General features: G+C 27.3%; 12 protein-coding genes. 10 read left to right on the top strand and 2 right to left on the bottom strand.

Annotation, left to right across the window (positions count from 1 at the left end):
• The 8 genes from BN2920_RS12455 (at position 1) to BN2920_RS12420 (ending at position 10,697) form a co-directional block, all read left to right on the top strand.
• A complete protein-coding gene (locus BN2920_RS12455) occupies positions 1-756 on the top strand; it encodes an iron ABC transporter ATP-binding protein (protein WP_058295327.1) in 756 nt (251 codons plus the stop codon).
• Between the two features lie 133 nt (positions 757-889).
• Positions 890-1,840 carry a siderophore ABC transporter substrate-binding protein gene (locus BN2920_RS12450; RefSeq protein ID WP_058295326.1) on the top strand — a complete coding sequence of 317 codons (951 nt, stop codon included), beginning with the start codon at positions 890-892 and terminating at the stop codon, positions 1,838-1,840.
• Between the two features lie 254 nt (positions 1,841-2,094).
• Positions 2,095-3,105, top strand: coding sequence for a LacI family DNA-binding transcriptional regulator (locus tag BN2920_RS12445; protein WP_058295325.1), 1,011 nt, complete (start codon positions 2,095-2,097; stop codon positions 3,103-3,105).
• 303 nt (positions 3,106-3,408) lie between these two features.
• Positions 3,409-4,722, top strand: a complete 1,314-nt coding sequence (locus BN2920_RS12440) for an ABC transporter substrate-binding protein (protein WP_058295324.1) — start codon at positions 3,409-3,411, stop codon at positions 4,720-4,722.
• Positions 4,723-4,985: 263 nt separating this feature from the next.
• Positions 4,986-5,870, top strand: coding sequence for a carbohydrate ABC transporter permease (locus tag BN2920_RS12435; RefSeq protein WP_058295323.1), 885 nt, complete (start codon positions 4,986-4,988; stop codon positions 5,868-5,870).
• Complete coding sequence (locus BN2920_RS12430; protein ID WP_058295322.1) at positions 5,863-6,705, top strand: carbohydrate ABC transporter permease; 843 nt, start codon at positions 5,863-5,865, stop codon at positions 6,703-6,705. The genes BN2920_RS12435 and BN2920_RS12430 overlap by 8 nt, the downstream gene beginning before the upstream one ends.
• Before the next feature lie 121 nt (positions 6,706-6,826).
• Positions 6,827-8,542 (top strand): methyl-accepting chemotaxis protein, encoded by a 1,716-nt coding sequence (locus tag BN2920_RS12425; RefSeq protein ID WP_058295321.1) that lies wholly within the window; start codon positions 6,827-6,829, stop codon positions 8,540-8,542.
• Between the two features lie 55 nt (positions 8,543-8,597).
• A complete protein-coding gene (locus tag BN2920_RS12420) occupies positions 8,598-10,697 on the top strand; it encodes a beta-galactosidase (RefSeq protein WP_058295320.1) in 2,100 nt (699 codons plus the stop codon).
• A 932-nt stretch (positions 10,698-11,629) separates the two neighbouring features.
• On the opposite strand, the gene BN2920_RS12415 is transcribed toward BN2920_RS12420, so the two are convergent.
• Positions 11,630-13,435, bottom strand: coding sequence for a sensor histidine kinase (locus BN2920_RS12415; RefSeq protein ID WP_058295319.1), 1,806 nt, complete (start codon positions 13,433-13,435; stop codon positions 11,630-11,632).
• A 29-nt stretch (positions 13,436-13,464) separates the two neighbouring features.
• Entirely contained in the window at positions 13,465-15,018 is a 1,554-nt protein-coding gene (locus tag BN2920_RS12410) for a response regulator transcription factor (RefSeq protein ID WP_058295318.1), read from the bottom strand.
• Between the two features lie 283 nt (positions 15,019-15,301).
• Here BN2920_RS12410 and lacZ point away from each other — a divergent pair, with 283 nt between their 5' ends.
• Both lacZ and BN2920_RS12400 read left to right on the top strand, forming a co-directional pair.
• Positions 15,302-18,325 carry a beta-galactosidase, LacZ type gene (gene lacZ, locus BN2920_RS12405; RefSeq protein ID WP_058295317.1) on the top strand — a complete coding sequence of 1,008 codons (3,024 nt, stop codon included), beginning with the start codon at positions 15,302-15,304 and terminating at the stop codon, positions 18,323-18,325.
• Between the two features lie 189 nt (positions 18,326-18,514).
• Positions 18,515-19,030: a Tim44 domain-containing protein gene (locus tag BN2920_RS12400; RefSeq protein WP_058295316.1), complete on the top strand. Its 516-nt coding sequence runs from the start codon at positions 18,515-18,517 to the stop codon at positions 19,028-19,030.
• The last annotated feature ends 11 nt before the right edge of the window (positions 19,031-19,041 follow it).

Here is a 19,041-nt window from a genome sequence, read left to right as displayed (position 1 = left end):
ATGATACAAGTTAAAAATTTAGTAAAAATCTATGGAAACAAAAAAGTAGTAGATGATGTTTCATTAAATATAGAAAAAGGAAAAATAACATCATTTATAGGACCAAATGGAGCTGGAAAAAGTACTGTACTTTCTATGATATCGAGAATAATGAATAAGGATAAAGGTTCTGTTATAATAGATGATTTAGATATAGATAAATATGATAACAAGGAGTTGGCAAAGAAAATTTCTATTCTAAAACAATCTAATAATATAAATGTAAGACTCACAATACGAGAAATAGTAGGCTTTGGAAGATATCCTTATTGCGAAGGAAGATTTAATGAGGAAGATATAAAATATATAGATGAAGCTATAGAATATATGGAGCTTAAAGATATAGAGCATAAATATTTAGATGAATTAAGTGGAGGACAAAGACAAAGGGCTTATATAGCAATGGTTATAGCTCAAAATACAGAATATATACTTCTTGATGAACCACTTAATAATTTGGACATGAAACATTCAGTAGCAATGATGAAAGTATTAAGAAAACTTGTTGATGAACTTAATAAAACAGTAGTAATAGTACTTCATGATATAAATTTTGCATCTGTATATTCAGATAATATAGTAATTTTAAAAAATGGAAGAGTTATTAAAGATGATATGACAGAAAATATCATAAATAAAGAAATTCTTGAAAGTGTATATGAAATAGATTTTGATATAAAGAATATTAATGATAATAAAATATGCGTATATTTCTAAAATCGAATTAAGATAAAAATATGCATATATTTTAGAAATAAATATAAAAAAGAGTAGATAAACAATAATATAATCTAAATAATAATTATTATGTAAAATAAAGTTGGAAATGTAAAAAGGAGAGGGAATAAATATGAAAAAGAAAGTTAAATTATTAGTAACCTTAGCATTAGGTATTAGTTTAGTAGGAGGATTAATTGGATGTAATACTAAAACTAGTGATAACGAACAAGATAATACTCAAACTATAACAGTATCTCATAGAGGTGGAGAAACAGAGGTAAGTAAAAATCCAAAGAATGTAGTTGTTTTAGATTATGGTTCACTTGATATATTAAATGAAATGGGAGTAGATTCAGTTTCAGCTCTTCCAAAGAAAAGTCTTCCAGACTATTTAAATGAATATAACGATGAAAAATATACAGATTTAGGTTCGGTTAAAGAATTTAATTTAGAAGCAGTAAATGAATTAAATCCAGATTTAATAATTATTGAAGGAAGACAAGCGGATTCTTATGATGAATTTTCTAAAATTGCACCTACAATATATTTAGGTTCTGATGGAGCAAATTATTTAGAAACATTAAAAAACAATGTAACAGTACTTGGGCAAATATTTGATAAGGAAGATGTAGCAAAAGAAAAAATAGAAGAAATTGAAAATAGAATGAATTCTATAAAAGAAAAGGTTAAAGCAGATAATTTAAATGCTTTAATGACAATGGTAAGTGATGGTTCTATGAGTGTGTATGGTGAAGGTTCAAGATTTAATATAATTTATAATGAGCTTGGATTTATGTCAGCTGATTCAAGTATTGAGATATCAAATCATGGTCAAAGTATTTCAAATGAATATTTAGTAAGTAAAAATCCAGATTACTTATTTGTAATTGATAAAGGCGCAATGACAGGTGGAGAAAATCAACCAGCTAAAGAAATAATAGAAAATGAATTAGTTAAAACTACAGATACATATAAAAATGGAAATATTGTTTATTTAGATCCTCAAACTTGGTATGTTGGAGGCGCTGGAATTAAAGCAGCAAATGAAATGCTTAATGAAGTTGAAGAAGCTTTAAAATAAAATAAAATTAGAATTTTAGTAAAAAGTCATAAATATTATAATATTTATGACTTTTTACTATTAAAAGCTTAACTTTTCATGAAATATAGTATATTATATAGGAAGAGATAATAGTAATACTAAATTATATTTTCAATTAAATATAATAATTTCAGAATAGAACTAAAATTTGTTTTAGTAAAATAAATTAAATTTTACTATACATTTATTCAGATATAAATTGATTTATTGATATTTAAGTGAGGTGAGCTTTTATGGCTACTATAAAAGATATAGCATCAATAGTTGGAGTTTCAATTTCAACAGTTTCAAGGGTTTTAAATTTTGATGATACATTAAATGTAAGTAACACAACAAGAGAAAAGATATTAAAGGTTGCAGATGAATTAGATTATATATCAACTAAGAGTAAAAAAAATAAAGAAAAGAAAACAAAAAATGTAGGAATTATATATTGGTATGATTATGAGGAAGAATTAGGAGATCCATATTATCTAACTTTAAGATGGGCAGTTGAAAAGAGATGTAATGAATATAATTTAAATTTAGTAAGATTAAATGAAAACAGTATGGATTCCGAAATTGGTGATGTTATTGGAATAATAGCAATAGGAAGATTTTCTGAAAGTATAATAGAAAAACTTTATATGAAAAACGAAAATATAATTTTTGTAGATTATTCTCCAGATGAAAATAGATTTGATTCAGTAATACCAGATTTAGAAAAGGCAACACAAACAGCATTAGAATACTTATATGATTTAGGACACAGAAAAATAGGATTCATTGGTGGCAGTGAAAATAATAAAAAAATAGTAAGAGAAATTGATGTTGATTCAAGGCAAAATAAATATTTTGAATTTATGAAAAGCAGAGATATATTCAATGAAGAATATATTCATAGGGTTGAAAAATTCACATTTAAATGTGGATATGAAGGTGCTAAAAAATTGTTAAAATGTAAAGATAGACCATCTGCTATTTTAATTGGAAATGATACAATGGCTGTTGGAGCATATAAAGCAATAGCTGAAGCAAATTTGAAAATTCCAGATGATATAAGCATTGTTGCTTTTAATGATCAGCCAAGTGCAAAATATATGATTCCATCGCTTACAACTATAAGAATACCAAGTGAGTATTTGGGAGAAGCTTCAGTGGAACTGTTAATTGAAAACATATCAAATAATAGAGAATATAATAAAAAAGTAGTTATACCAACACAGCTTAAAATAAGAGAGAGTTGTGTTGCAATAAGCAAATAAAACAAAAGAAACTATTGTTAAAATTATTAACAATAGTTTTTTTAGTATAATTAAAGAAATAAATTTAGTAAAATAATTAAGAGCAAAAGTAAAAAACAACAATACTTTGTAATTGTTTTCATAAATAAATACCATTTTCTAAAAAAAGTACAAATTTATTTTTACTGATTATAAAATTATTACTATTTATAATAAATAATATCATAACAACTTTTTTACTAAAAATGTTACAATGTAAACAAATACATGAGAAATAATTTTACTAATCTCATGTAAGATAAAAAAATTAAGGGGGATTTATTTATGAAACTTAAAAAGATTTTAGCAGCAACTATAACTGCAGTTATGACATTAGGTTTAGTATCATGTGGTGGTGCAACAGGCACAGATTCATCATCTTCGGCAGGTTCAGCATCATCAGATGATAAGACAATTACAATTTGGGCATGGGATGATACATTTAATATTAAAGCAGCCAATATGGCTAAAGAAAGATATTTAAAAGATCATCCTGACGTAACTATAAACGTTGTAAGTATGGCTCAAGATGATGTAGTACAAAAATTAAATACAAGCCTTTCTTCTGGAACATATGATGGACTTCCAAACATAGTTTTAATAGAAGATTATAAGATTCAAAATTACCTTTTATCATATCCAGGAGAACTTAAAGATTTAAGTGGATACGTAGATCCAAGTAAATTTATGGATTACAAATTAAGTGTTATGACAGAAGGAGATAAAATTTATGGAGTGCCATTTGACAGTGGTGTAACAGCTCTATTCTATAGAAAAGATTTAATTGAACAAGCTGGATATACAGAAGCAGATATGCAAGATATTACTTGGGAAAAATATATTGAAATTGGTAAAGCAGTAAAAGAAAAGACTGGTAAAGCAATGTTAACAATGGATCCAAGTGATTTAAATCAAATTAGAGTTATGATGCAATCAGCTGGTGCTTGGTATGTTGATAAAGATGGTAAAGTAAGCATAAATAACAATGAATCTTTAAGAAAAGCTGTTGAAATCTATAAAGAGATGGTTGATGCAAACATTGCAAAACAAATATCAGGATGGGATGCATTTGTAGGAGCTTTCCAAAGTGGAGATGTTGCAAGTGTAGTTAATGGCTGTTGGATTTCATCTTCAATTCAAGCTGCTGAAGATCAAGCAGGAAAGTGGGCAGTAGCAGCAACACCAAGAATGGGTTCAGATCCTAAATCAGTAAATACATCAAATAGTGGTGGAAGTAGTTGGTATGTATTAGATAAAGTTGGTAATTCGGATTTAGCAGCAGATTTCTTAGCAAAGACTTTTGGATCAAGTGATGATTTAATGAATGATTTAGTTCCTGCTATTAATTTAGTAAGTACATTAAAATCAGCAAGTAGCAGTGAAAACTACAGTACTCCTTCAGAATTCTTTGGTGGACAAGAAATATTTAAAGATTTTGCTAAATGGACCGAAGAAATTCCACCTGTAAATTATGGACTTCACACTTATGCATTGGAAAGCATAATGGCAGAGGGAATGCAATCTATAGTTTCAGGTAAAGACATAGATGAAGCATTAAATAATACTCAAGCTCAAGCAGAAGCCTCAGTAGGAAACTAGTATAAATACTTAAAAACTCTTTCTTTTAAAATAAATTCTTGTAGGTGTTATTAGAAATTGATAATACCTACAAGATATAAAGAAAAACTATATCTTAATAATCCTAAAAAATATTTTTAATAATCTCAATTAAACTTTTATATGACAATAAACAATTATGACAAATGAAATTTATATATTAAAATCTTTTTCAAGACCATTTGTCAAATTGTAATTTAGAATTTGACAAGTGGTCTTAGTAACAATTAAAGGAGTTGATAATAATGAAGCATAAAGGTATAGAAAGAAAGACTAACCGATGGGGATGGATTTTTGTATCACTAAGTGTATTTCTTATAACATTATTTGTATTTTATCCTACAGTGCAATCATTTATAACATCATTAAAATCTGGTATGGGAAATAATCTGAAATTTGTTGGCTTAGATAACTACAAAAGAATGTTAACTGATGCAACATTCATAAAAGCAGTTTCAAATACATTTTTATATTTATTAGTACAAGTTCCAATAATGATAGTTTTGGCACTTATAATAGCATCCATACTTAATGACAAGAATTTAAAATTCAGTGGATTTTTTAGAACAGCTATATTTTTGCCTTGTGTAACTTCATTAGTTGCTTATTCAATAATAATGAAAAGTATATTTGCATCTGATGGACTTGTAAACAAATTCTTAATGGCAATAAACATAATTTCAGGGCCTATTGAATGGGTAACAGATCCTATATGGGCAAAAATATTAATAATTATTGCAATTACATGGAGATGGACTGGTTACAATATGATATTTTACTTATCTGGACTTCAAAATATAGATCCAGCAGTTTATGAAGCAGCATCTATTGATGGAGCATCAACATTTAAAAAATTCACAAAAATAACAATTCCATTATTAAAACCAATAATTTTATTTACAACAATAACATCAACAATTGGTACTCTTCAATTATTTGATGAAGTCGTAAACATAACTAACGGTGGACCAGCAAATGCCACAACAACAATTTCACATTATATTTATAACTTATGTTTCACATATACACCAAACTTCGGTTATGCAGCAGCAGTTGCTTATGTTATTGTTATTATGATTGTAATTCTTTCATTAATCCAATTTAAAATAGGAGGGGACAGTAATGAATAAACGTAAATTTAAATTCTCATCAGCTTTTAAATATGTATTTTTGAGTTTAGCAGCATTTATATCAATCTTTCCGTTTTTTTGGATGATAATTGGTGCAACAAATAAATCAGTTGATGTTACAAGAGGAAAATTAACAATAGGAAGTAATTTGATGACAAATATCAATAATCTTTTAGGTTCAGACTTAGGATTTATTAATTCACTTGGAAATTCAGCTAAAATAGCAATTATAACAACAATAGTTGCACTTTTGGTATCTTCAATAGCAGGGTATGGATTTGAAATCTTTAGAACAGATACAAGAGATAAAGTTTTTAATATACTTCTTTTATCTATGATGGTGCCTTTTTCAGCTCTTATGATTCCACTTTTTAAGATGTTTGGATATTTAAAAACTACACCATTAAAGTTTATTGGATTAAATACAATTGGTGCAATAATACTTCCAAGTATAGCAACAGCATTTTTAATATTCTTCTTTAGACAAAATACAAAGTCATTTCCAAAAGATACATTGGAAGCTGCAAGAATTGATGGATTAAGTGAAATAGGTATATTCTTCAAAATGTATATGCCAATGATGAAAACAACATATGCAGCTGCAGCAATAATTACATTTATGAGTAGTTGGAATAACTATTTATGGCCATTACTTGCACTTCAATCTCCAGAAAAGAGAACTGTACCTTTAATAATTTCAACACTTGGGTCAAGTTATACTCCTGATTATGGAATGATAATGGTTGCAATAGTAATAGCAACACTTCCAACTGCATTTGTATTCTTTGTAATGCAAAAGCAATTTGTTCAAGGTATGCTTGGTTCTGTAAAATAATTTATAGCAATTATAAATTAAATAAATCCTGAATTATTCAGTTGAATTATATTATACTAAAAAATTGAATAATTCAGGAATTTGATTATTATTGTATTTATTTAGATAGGAGTTAAATCATATGAAAATTAAAAAATTCAAATATAAAAATAAAATTAATGATTTAACCATAAGAAAAAAAATATATATATCATTTAGATATGTATGGATCCTAGGGATTATTGTATCTTTACTAGGAGTGATTTTTCTAATTAAAACAAATCATGATTATAAATATGCAGTGAAAAATTATGGATATTCTCAAGGAACAATAGGTAAGCTTGGTATGGAATTCAATGAACAAAGAGCATTGCTTAGTAATATGGCATTAAGTAATGATAAAATTACTTTAGCGGAGATTAATAAATCTTTAAATAGAAATATTCAAGACGTATCTAAGCTTTTAGAAGAATTGGGAAAAACAATAGTTGGAAATAAAGAAAAAGAGATTTATTCGCAAATTACAAACAATTCATTAGAATATAGAAAAATTAGAGAAAAGGCCATGAATTTATTTCTTGATGAAAAGAATGAAGAAGGGTTACTTTTACTTACAGAACAAGGAAATCAAATATCAGATGTAATATCAGAAGAGATAAATAGTTTGTTAGAAGAAAATATAAATCAGAGTGAGATTATAATTAATAATCTTAAGAGACTTGAAATAATATCAATTATTATTTCATTAAGTTCAATATTAGTATTTATTATTATATCATCAAGATTAAGCCAAAAAGTTTCAACATCAATTTCTAAGCCATTAGAATCCATAAAGGATGCAGCAAACGATTTATCTTGTGGAAAGCTTAACATAGAATTAGACTATAAGTCAAAAGATGAAATCGGCTATCTTTTTGAATCTTTTAAAGTTATGATATATAATTTTAAAAATTATATTGGTGAAATAGATGAAGTATTGGGAAATATATCAAATGGTAATTTAAATACATTTACTAGTGATAATTATAGTGGAGATTTTATAGCTTTAAAGAAGTCACTAGATAATATAATTTTATCATTAAATAATACATTTCATGAAATAAGAATGTCTGCAATTGAAGTTGAAAATGGATCTGAGCAGGTTGCAAAAAATGCACAGTATTTATCACAAGGTGCTACAGATCAAGCAAGTGTTATAGAAGAATTAACAGCGCTTGCAGGTGAAATAAATGAAAAAGCAAGAAATAATCTTTTAAATGCTAAAAGTACTGATGAGATAGTAAAAAGGCTAGTTGATGAAATGGAAACAGGCCATAAAGGAATGAATAATATGCTTGAAGCTATGATGAACATAGAAAAATCTTCAAGTAATATAAAAAATATTATAAATACTATATATGAGATAGCAGAACAAATAAATTTGCTTTCGCTTAATGCTGCAATAGAGGCAGCAAGAGCTGGGGAAGCAGGAAAAGGTTTTGCAGTAGTTGCAGAAGAGATAAAAAAGCTTGCAGGTGAGTCTTCAGAAGCTGTTAAGAATACAGAGAGTTTAATTAAAGAATCTATTGCATCAGTAAATAATGGAAAAAATATCACAAATAGCACAGCAAACTCCTTAAAAATTGTTCTAGAAAAGACTAAAGAAGCAACAGATTTAGTTTCTAAAATAACAATGGCATCAGAGGAACAATCAATGTCAATTGAGCAGATAAAGGAAGGGATAGAATCTATTGTTGGAGTTGTTCAATCAAATTCAGAAATAGCAGAAGAAAGTGCATCTGCAAGTGAAGAACTTGCAATACAATCTGAAAATTTAAACAATATTCTAAAGAAATTTATATTAAATCCAAGTAATTAAATTGAAATAAACAGATTTATATTTGCAAAACTTATAATAGACAGGGGGACTTTATATGGAACAGAATTCAAGACTTGATAAAATAAAAGGATTTTTACATGGTGGTGATTATAATCCAGATCAATGGCTTAAATATCCAGAAATATTAAAAGAAGATGTGCGCCTTATGAAGATTGCACATTGCAATACTGTATCAATAAATATATTTGGATGGAGTGCAATTGAGCCAGAAGAGGGCAAATATACATTTGAATGGATTGATGAGCTTATGGATAGAATGGCTGAAAATAATATAAATGTAATACTTGCTACACCAAGTGGTGCAAGACCTGCATGGATGTCAAAAAAATATCCAGAGGTATTAAGAGTAAATAAGGATAGAACTAAAAATCTTCATGGACAAAGACATAACCACTGTTTTACTTCACCAATTTATAGGGAAAAAACTTATAATATAAATAAGTTTTTAGCTGAAAGATATAAAGATCATCCGGCACTTATTATGTGGCATATTTCTAATGAATATGGCGGAGAGTGTCATTGTGATAAATGCCAGGATGCATTTAGAAACTGGCTTAAGAAAAAATATGATAATGATATAGAAAAGCTAAATGATGCATGGTGGACAGGATTCTGGAGCCATAGATTTAATGATTTTTCACAAATTGAAAGTCCATCAGAACTTGGTGAAATATTTGTACATGGACATAATCTTGACTGGAATAGATTTGTTACAGATCAAACAATAGATTTTTATAAAAATGAAATAACACCAATAAGAGAAATTACGCCTGATGTTCCTGTTACAGCAAACTTTATGGGGAATTATCCTCACATGGGACTTTTTACTGGACTAGATTACTCAAAATTTGCAAAGGAAGTTGATATAGTATCCTGGGATAGTTATCCTGCATGGCATAATAATTTTGAAACAACTTATGATTTGGCAGCTAATGTTAGTTTTGTTAACGACATTTATAGAAGCCTTAAGGGTGGACAGTCATTTTTAATAATGGAGAATGCTCCAAGTCTTGTTAACTGGCATGAAGTTAATAAGCTAAAACGTCCAAAGATGCACTTTTTATCATCAATGCAAAGCTTAGCCCATGGAGCAGACTCAATTCTTTATTTCCAATGGAGAAAGGGAAGAGGGGCATCAGAAAAATTTCATGGAGCTGTAGTAGATCATTGTGGACATGAAAATACAAGGGTATTTAGAGAGGTTACAGAAGTTGGAGAAGCTCTTGAAAAGCTTAATGAAATACAAGGATCAGTGAAAAATTCAGAAGTTGCAATTATTTATGATGTTGAAAATAGATGGGCAATTGATGATCTTCAAGGACTAAAAACTAAAGCTAGGAAAGATGGTGCTGATAAAAAGGGATATGAAGAAATATGCCAGGAACAATATAGAGCATTTTGGCAAAATGGAATAAGCACAGATGTGATAAGCAGTGATTGCGATTTCTCAAAATACAAGCTTATTGTTGCTCCAATGCTTTATATGATTAAACCAAATGTTTCTGAAAGACTTGAGGCATTTGTTAAAAATGGAGGAACTCTAGTAACAAGCTACTTTAGTGGAGTAGTAGATGAAAATGATTTATGTTTCCTTGGTGGCTTTCCAGGACCACTTAAAGATTTAACTGGAATTTGGGCAGAAGAAATTGACTCATTATATGATGATGAAAATAATCACATAATAGTTAAAGAAAATGTACTTGAAGGCGTAAATGGAGAATATGAAGTAAAAGATTACTGTGAATTAATCCATGCAGAAACTGCAAAAGTTCTTGGAACATATAAAAATGATTTTTATAAAAACATGCCTGCACTTACAGTTAATTATTATGGTAAAGGAAAATGTTATTATATAGCAGCTAGAACAAGCAGAGACTTCAATAATGACTTTTATATGAAATTAGCTAAAGATCTTAATATTAAAAGTGTAATAGAAGGAAAGCTTCCTATTGGTGTTACAGCTCAAGTTCGTACAAAGGATTCAAATGAGTATGTATTTATAATGAACTTTACAGAAGAAGAAAAGAAAGTAGAACTTGGAAATATACAATATACAGATATGATAAAAGAAGAAAATATAACTGATCATATAACTCTAGGTAAATATGATGTAAAAGTATTAAAGAAATTATAAAAAGAATCATTAAACAATATAAATAAAGGACGTAGAATCATGGTTTAGTGGATAACAACCGAAATTCAATATATGATATGCTCGATTGCGTAAATATTTCAGCCAAAAATTCTAATGAAAGAGGTTGTGCCCAAAACAGTTTGCTCCAACAACAAGTGTTGGACAAACAATTTGGGAACAACCTCTGTCTAAGAATTTAATAACTCAAATTTTCAATACAATACTACGCATAATCAGAGAAACCAAATCTTTTATTTGGTGTGAATCGCTTACCCCGCGAACTAATGTGAGTCGGGTATTCATATATTGAATTTCTTTGTTTTTCTCTAAAATCATAGACATCTAATTTATTTTAGTTATAATTTATGTGGCTACTTAGAAAATCCAAGTATTCCCCAATATATAAGAAAAGTTCCGAATTACAGTATAGCTGCTCTTTGGCATATAATGCTTGGTGAGGTACGAACTTAGCAGTATAGCCCCTATTCATCTAATGATGAATAGGTTTCCTTATAAGTGCACATTCGTAAGGATTTATATTCTGATATTTATAAATCTATATCTTTTTAAAAATGGTAAAATATTAACTTTTTGAATCTTTAACATCTATAAATAACTATTCCTTAATTTAAAAATGTATTTATGTATAGCAGCAATAATACGGATACTCTGAATTTAGATGAAACAAAGAAATAAAGCTCTTATGTGTGCGGTATCTTGCATTCAAAAATTGAGCTTTAGAATTCTTCATGTAGACTTGTTCCAAAATTGTTTGTCCAATTTTACATTGGAGCAAACATTTGTGGGTGCAAGTCTGCATGTTTGAATTCTTAGCTTCATTTTTGTAGCAAGCGAGCACCACATAAGAGCTTTATTTCGGTTATTCACACTAAACTCAGTACGTCCCTTATTTATATGTGTAACAGTTTAATTTAAGTGCTTGATTGATTTGAATCATGAAGATCAGATTTTTTTATGGCTGGAATTTTAATTTTAACAGTAGTTCCAACATTTATTTCACTTGAAATAACAACACCATATTCATCTCCATATAGAAGTTTTATTCTATCATTAACATTATTTATACCAATGCTCGTGAAATGATCACTTTTGTTTACAGAAGTCTTTAAAAGATTTGGTATGGTTTCATTAGAAATTCCAACTCCATTATCTATGATTTCACAGGTTATAATATGATTCTTTTTATTAATAAAAACATGTATAAATCCACTATTTTTATCAACAAAGCCATGAAAAAATGAATTTTCAATAAATGGTTGTAGTATTAGCTTAGGAATTATGTAGTTTTCACATGATTGCATAACAAAAAAGTTTACTGTAATACTTTCACCATAACGCATATGATTTATTAAAACATAATTTTTTAGATTTTCAATTTCTTCACTAATAGTAATCATTTCATTTTTATTGCTTATTGTATTTCTTAAAAGAGAAATGAAAGCATCTATTGTCTTTATTGATTTATCCGTATTACCTTGCCATATAAGCCATTTTATAGATGATAATGTGTTATAAAGGAAATGTGGGTTTATCTGCATTTGAAGAGCATGTATTTCAGCTTTTCTTTTTTCTTTTTCCATTTCCATTCGTTCATTCATATAAGAGTTTAAACCATCCAGCATATAGTTATAAGCATAGGAGAGTTGACGGACTTCATAGCTACCTTCCACTTTAACGTAGTTTTTAAAATTACCATCCGTAACTTGTGACATTTTATATGATAAATTATAAAGTGGTTTTGTTGTTCTTCTTATTATAACAAATGTTATTAAAAGAAAAATTAATGCAATTATTATTGTTACAAAATAAATTTGAGATGTATTATATACTTCATTTAAAATAGCACTTTTTTCAATTATACCTACAATATTAAAATTATATCTTGGAAGATATTTTGATAAAATTGCAACATCTTTATTGTTCATGTTTGTATTATAATATTGCAAATTATCATTTTGAATTTTATTAGATATATCTAATAATTTATTATTTGTGCTACCAATTTCATATGGAATACTTGATGATACAATTTGTCCATCATTGGAGATAATAGCTATATTATTTGAAGTACCTACAAATGGAACATAATATTTTTTAAAATCATCTTGGCTTATAATAACATAAACGAATCCATAAATTTCTTTTGTTTTATCGTCACATAGTACTTTAACAGCAGTTATAGCACTGGAGTTATTTTGAGCGTTGACTAATTGAAATTCAGAATATTGATAAAATACAACGTTACTATTTAAAACCGCATTTTGGGTTAAATCGCTATTTAAAATTTCATCTGTATCAAATTTAAAATAATTATGTCCTTTTAAGAACGATTCACCATTACGTCCTATAACTAATAATGTAATGTCATTAAAGTCTTTCTCAGGAACAGTATCTAATGTTATATCCATATTATACAAGGTTTTAAAAGTTTCAGCTGAAGTTACATTTGTTAAAGTTAAATAATTTTCGAAATCAGAGCTCGAATCTATAACATTCATTATATTTATGATATTATCATTTAAAACACCAAGTCTATCAGTAATTTGATTTAAAATTTTATAATTTGACTTGCTAAATGTATCAACAAGTACATCTTTAGAAATACTTATAGTTATTGTGCAGGTTAAAAGAAAAACGCATATTATACTTATTAATACGATAAATGCAACTCTAAAGAAAAGGCTAGTTGAGTGCATAAACTTTGAAATTTTATACATTATAAAAATCCTCTCTAAACACAAAATATCTATGATACTACTTTAATGCTATCTTTTCTAAATTTACTTGGAGTAACACCAGTGAATTTTTTAAATACCTTGCAAAAATAACTATGGTCTGAATAACCAACCATGCTGCTTATATCTGATATAGGTATATCTGTCCTTAAAAAGTCACAGGCTTTTTCTATTCTTATTTTATTTAAAAATTCATTAAAACCTTCCTTATTGTGATTACTAAAATATGAAGAGAGGTAGTAATAATTGAAATTAAATATTTTTGAAACATCCAAAAGGGTTAGTTGTTCTGCAAAATGTTCATTAATATATTTTATTATTTTATTAATCATGTGAGAATTAAATCTATTTTGACATTCATAAATAATTTTTTTGAAATCGATTAATAAATTATTATAATTTATTAGTAAATCTTCAGCATATAGATCTTTATCGATAATGCTAAAACATTTATATTTTAAAGATTGCAGTTTCTCCAAATTATAATCTAGTGTTTCCAATGTAGAAATTATGTTATAAAAGCAATTTTGAATTAGGGCTTTTACTTCAAATTTACTAATGCTTTCTTTTAAAATACAATCATTAATATAAGAAGTAAGCATATCCAGGGCATCTTCAATTTCAAGCTTTGATGTTAGTTCTGAAAAATGCTTAAAATTAAACTTGTCCATATTAGAAAAAGATTTAATTTCCGATGAAATAATATAAGATGAATTTTTTTTATAAAAGGCCTGTTCTGTAAGTTTTAAAAAATCGTTTTCAAATATATTTCTTAAGTCCTGTAGGGATAAGAAAATTTTACTTAGCATAAATAAAGAATTTTCATATCTATCAAATAAAGAATTAGAAATTTTAATGAATGTATCTTTTAACTCATTGTAGTGATTACTATTAAAATTTACAATAAAGACTATATTATCATAATCTATGCTTATATTTTTAATAATAAAATTTTTTGATTTTTCCTCATTTAAATCATGATATAAGGAATTCATTAAAGCTGATTTTGTTTTATAGTCATATCCAAGACCTTTTGTGCTTATGCCTAATAAACAAAATGAGTCATTAGTAAAAATATTGTTAAAGTAAGTAAGATCATCTAAGGATTCAAAGCCGATAAGTAATCTGCTTAACATATTTTTCTCTGTTAATGTAGCATTGTTAGTTGAAAGCTTAAAGTTTTCAAGTTTGCTTGCAGCTTTTTTTAAAGTATTTAAAAGTTCATCAATATTTAATGAGGGCTTTAATATATAATCGATGGCACCATAAGTAAAAGATGATTTTACATAATCAAAATCACTATAACTGCTAAGAACAATAATTTTTATACTTGGATAGTTAGATTGTAAAAATTTTATAAGTTCAACACCATCAACCTTTGGCATAACAACATCTGTAATTACTATATGCGGAAGTGTATTATTTATAAACTCAATAGCTTCTTGTCCATTAGAAGCTTGACCTATTATTTGAAATCCTTCTTTCTCCCAATCAATCATATGCTTTATACCTTGTCTCATAATTAGTTCATCATCAACTATTAGAATTTTGCAATATTCATTCAAGAATATTCACCCTTTCTATGTATATAGATAAAAAGAAAAAAATACTTTACTAAAATAATTAACAATATATAGTAATACTTTAGAATACGTATTCATAGACCAAAATAATAAATTTAAATTTATTATTCTAAAATATTATAATATAAAACAATATTTTTATCAAATTTTTATAAAAACATATAAATAAAATTTAGTAAAAATAAGTTGAAGTTTTACTAAAAATACTATAAGATTAGTGTAAAGGATTAAATAAAAATTTAAATGCAAGAAAGAAGGAAATTTTATGAAAATAAATGAACCAACATTAGATTGGTTAGAAGATCCAGAAGTATTTAGAATTAATAGAATTGATGCACATTCAGATCATTATTTTTATGAAGAAATGAATCATATAAAATTAGAAGATAACATGCCACTCAAGCAAAGTTTAAATGGTAAATGGAGATTTTCATATAGCGAAAATCCATCACTTAGAATTAGAGATTTTTACAAAGAAGATTTTGATGTAAGTGGATTTGATTATATTGATGTACCTGCACATATTCAGCTTCAAGGCTATGACAAATGTCAATATATAAATACAATGTATCCATGGGATGGTCATGATGAATTAAGACCACCACACATTTCAAAAACATATAATCCTGTTGGAAGCTATGTGACATTTTTTGAGGTAAAAGAAGAATTAAAAAATAAGGATACATTCATATCTTTTCAAGGAGTTGAGACAGCATTTTATATATGGGTAAATGGAAAATTTGTTGGATATAGTGAAGATACATTTACGCCAAGTGAATTTGAAATTACTGAATATTTAAAAGAGGGAGAAAATAAACTTGCAGTAGAAGTTTATAAAAGAAGCAGTGCAAGTTGGATAGAAGATCAGGACTTTTTTAGATTTTCAGGAATATTTAGAGATGTGTATTTATATGCAGTTCCTAAAACACATATAAATGATATATTTATAAAAACAGATTTAGATGATGAATTTAAAAATGCAGTGTTAAAGGCAGAAGTTAAAATAATTGGTAATTTAGAAGGAAGCATAAAAGCTTACTTAAAAGATGCAGATAATAATATAAAAGCTGAAACTCAGAAAATGGATATAGAAAATTTCTTAACTTTATCACTAGATGTTAAAGATATAAATCTCTGGAGTGCAGAAGATCCATATCTTTATAAGCTTTATATAGAAGTAAATGATATAGAAGATAATTTGATTGAAATAGTTCCAGAAAATATAGGGTTTAGGCATTTTGAGATGAAGGATAAAGTCATGTGTCTAAATGGAAAAAGAATTGTTTTTAAAGGTGTAAACAAACATGAGTTTAGTGCCAGACATGGACGCGCTATAACTAAAGAAGAAATACTTTTTGATATTAAATTTATGAAAAGGCATAATATTAATGCAGTCAGAACATCACATTATCCAAATCAAAGTCTTTGGTATAAATTATGCGATGAATTTGGAATTTATCTAATAGATGAAGCCAATCTTGAAAGCCATGGATCATGGCAAAAGATGGGCCAATGTGAACCATCTTGGAATGTTCCAGGAAACTTGAAAGAATGGGAAGCATGTGTTCTTGACAGAGCAGAATCAATGCTTGAAAGAGATAAGAATCATCCTTCAGTATTAATATGGTCTTGTGGTAATGAAAGCTATGCAGGAGAAGATATATTTAAGATGTCTGAGTATTTTAGAAAAAAAGATTCTTCAAGATTGGTTCATTATGAAGGCGTGTTCTGGAATAGAGAATATGATAAAACAAGTGATATGGAAAGCAGAATGTATGCAAAAGTTAAGGATATCGAAGAATATTTAAATAATAATCCTAAAAAGCCATATATAAGCTGTGAATATATGCATTCTATGGGTAATTCAACTGGTGGAATGATGAAATATACGGAGCTTGAAGATAAGTATCCTATGTATCAGGGGGGATTTATATGGGATTATGGCGATCAAGCATTATATAGAAAAAAAGAAAATGGTGAAGAAGTATTAGGATACGGAGGAGATTTTACTGACAGACCAACTGACTATAATTTTTCTGGAAATGGGCTTATATATGCAGATAGAACTGTATCTCCAAAAGCCCAAGAAGTAAAATATCTCTATCAAAATATAAAATTAAATGTAGATAAAAATGGTGTAAATATTAAAAATCAAAATTTATTTATTAATACAGATATTTATGATTTATACTATAAGATTGAAAAAGAAGAAAAAATAATTATGGAAGGTGTAACAAAGGTAAATGTTAAGCCATTAGAAGAAAAATATATAAAGCTTCCATTTATAGATATTAAGTCTTCAGGAGAATATGTGTATACTGTTTCTATTAGATTATCATATAATACTATTTGGGAAGAAAAAGGATATGAGATAGCATTTGGACAGTATGTATTAAATAATGAAGAAAAAATAGAAAAGAGATTATCTAAATTTAAAGTAATTCATGGAGATGCTAATATAGGCGTTTCAGGGAAAGATTTTAAAGTGATATTTTCAAAACAAGAAGGTGGAATTGTATCTTTAAGATACTCTGGTAAAGAGTTTATAACAAGGGTTCCAAAACCATATTATTATAGGGCTGCTACAGACAATGATAGAGGTAATAAATATGACTTCAGATGCTCACAATGGCTGGCTGCAAGTGTAGGACAAAAGTATATAGATTTTAGTGTTGAAGAAAATGAAGATATGATAAAATTAAAATATATTTATGAACTGCCTACAATTCCAAAAACATTAGTTAACATAAATTATACAGTTGATGAAGATGGAGTAATAAAAATACATGTAAAATATAATGGAGTAGATGGTCTTCCTGAACTTCCACTACTTGGTATGAATTTTAGACTTTTAAGTGAGTTTAACGTATTCACATACTATGGAATGGGACCAGAAGAAAATTATATAGATAGATGTGAAGGAGCAAAACTAGGAGTTTATACAAATACCCCAGAAAATAACTTGTCAAGGTATTTAGTACCACAGGAATGCGGCAATAGAACAAATACAAGATATGTAAAAATAAGAAATCATAAAGGAGAAGGATTAAAATTTACTTATGATAAAGTTCCATTTGAATTTAGTGTACTTAATTATAATTATATGGAACTTGAAAATGCACTTCATATAGAAGAGCTTCCAAAAGTAAACTATACAAATGTAAATATTATAGGAAAACAAATGGGAGTAGGTGGAGATGATAGCTGGGGCGCACCTGTTTTAGATGAATATCTAATAGATTCTAGCAAAGATTTAGAATATAAATTTAGTATTTCAAATATTAATTAACGCATTTTCTTATTTAACCTAATAATATAAATTAAGCATCAACAATTTAAAGTTAGTAATTGTTGATGCTTTTTCTATGATATACATAATATAAAAATACTAAATTTATAGACTGTATTTTTCATATTAGATATAATAAAATAAAAGTTGTCCTATATATGAGTCTAATAGAAATCAAGGAGAATATTTATGAAAAGATTCAGTAAATATTTTATTATATTTTCAATGATAATTATGATTATATTTCAAAGCTATACCCTATCATTTGCAAGATCAGGTGGAGGAGGATCTGGCGGTGGTGGAGGAGGTGGAAGCCATAGTAGTAGCAGTCACTCTTCAAATGGAAGGAGTACAGGACATGCAAGTCCAATGAGTATTGCAATAAATATTATTTTCTTTGCAATGATATGGCAAAGAGAAAAAATCATATGTAAAGTAAAAGTAATAAGAAAAAATAAAGAAGCTAATAATCTAATAATATATCTTAGAAAAATTGATAATAACTATTCAAAAGATATACTTAATGACAGAGTAGAAGAAACTTACTTTAAAATGCAAGAAGCATGGACTAATAGAGATATAGAAATATCTAAAGAATATATGAGTGATTCTATATATAATCTTCATAGTAATAAACTTGAATGGATGAAAGTAAGAAGTGAGAGAAATGTTTTAAATAATGAAAAAAAGAGCTACAAATTGTAGCTCTTTTTTAA

Origin of the sequence: Clostridium neonatale, from assembly GCF_001458595.1 — a bacterium.
In the GTDB taxonomy this organism is placed as follows: Bacteria; Bacillota; Clostridia; order Clostridiales; family Clostridiaceae; genus Clostridium; species Clostridium neonatale.
The sequence above is the reverse complement of the archived record's forward strand: the minus strand, read 5'-3'. Positions and strand labels throughout refer to the sequence as shown.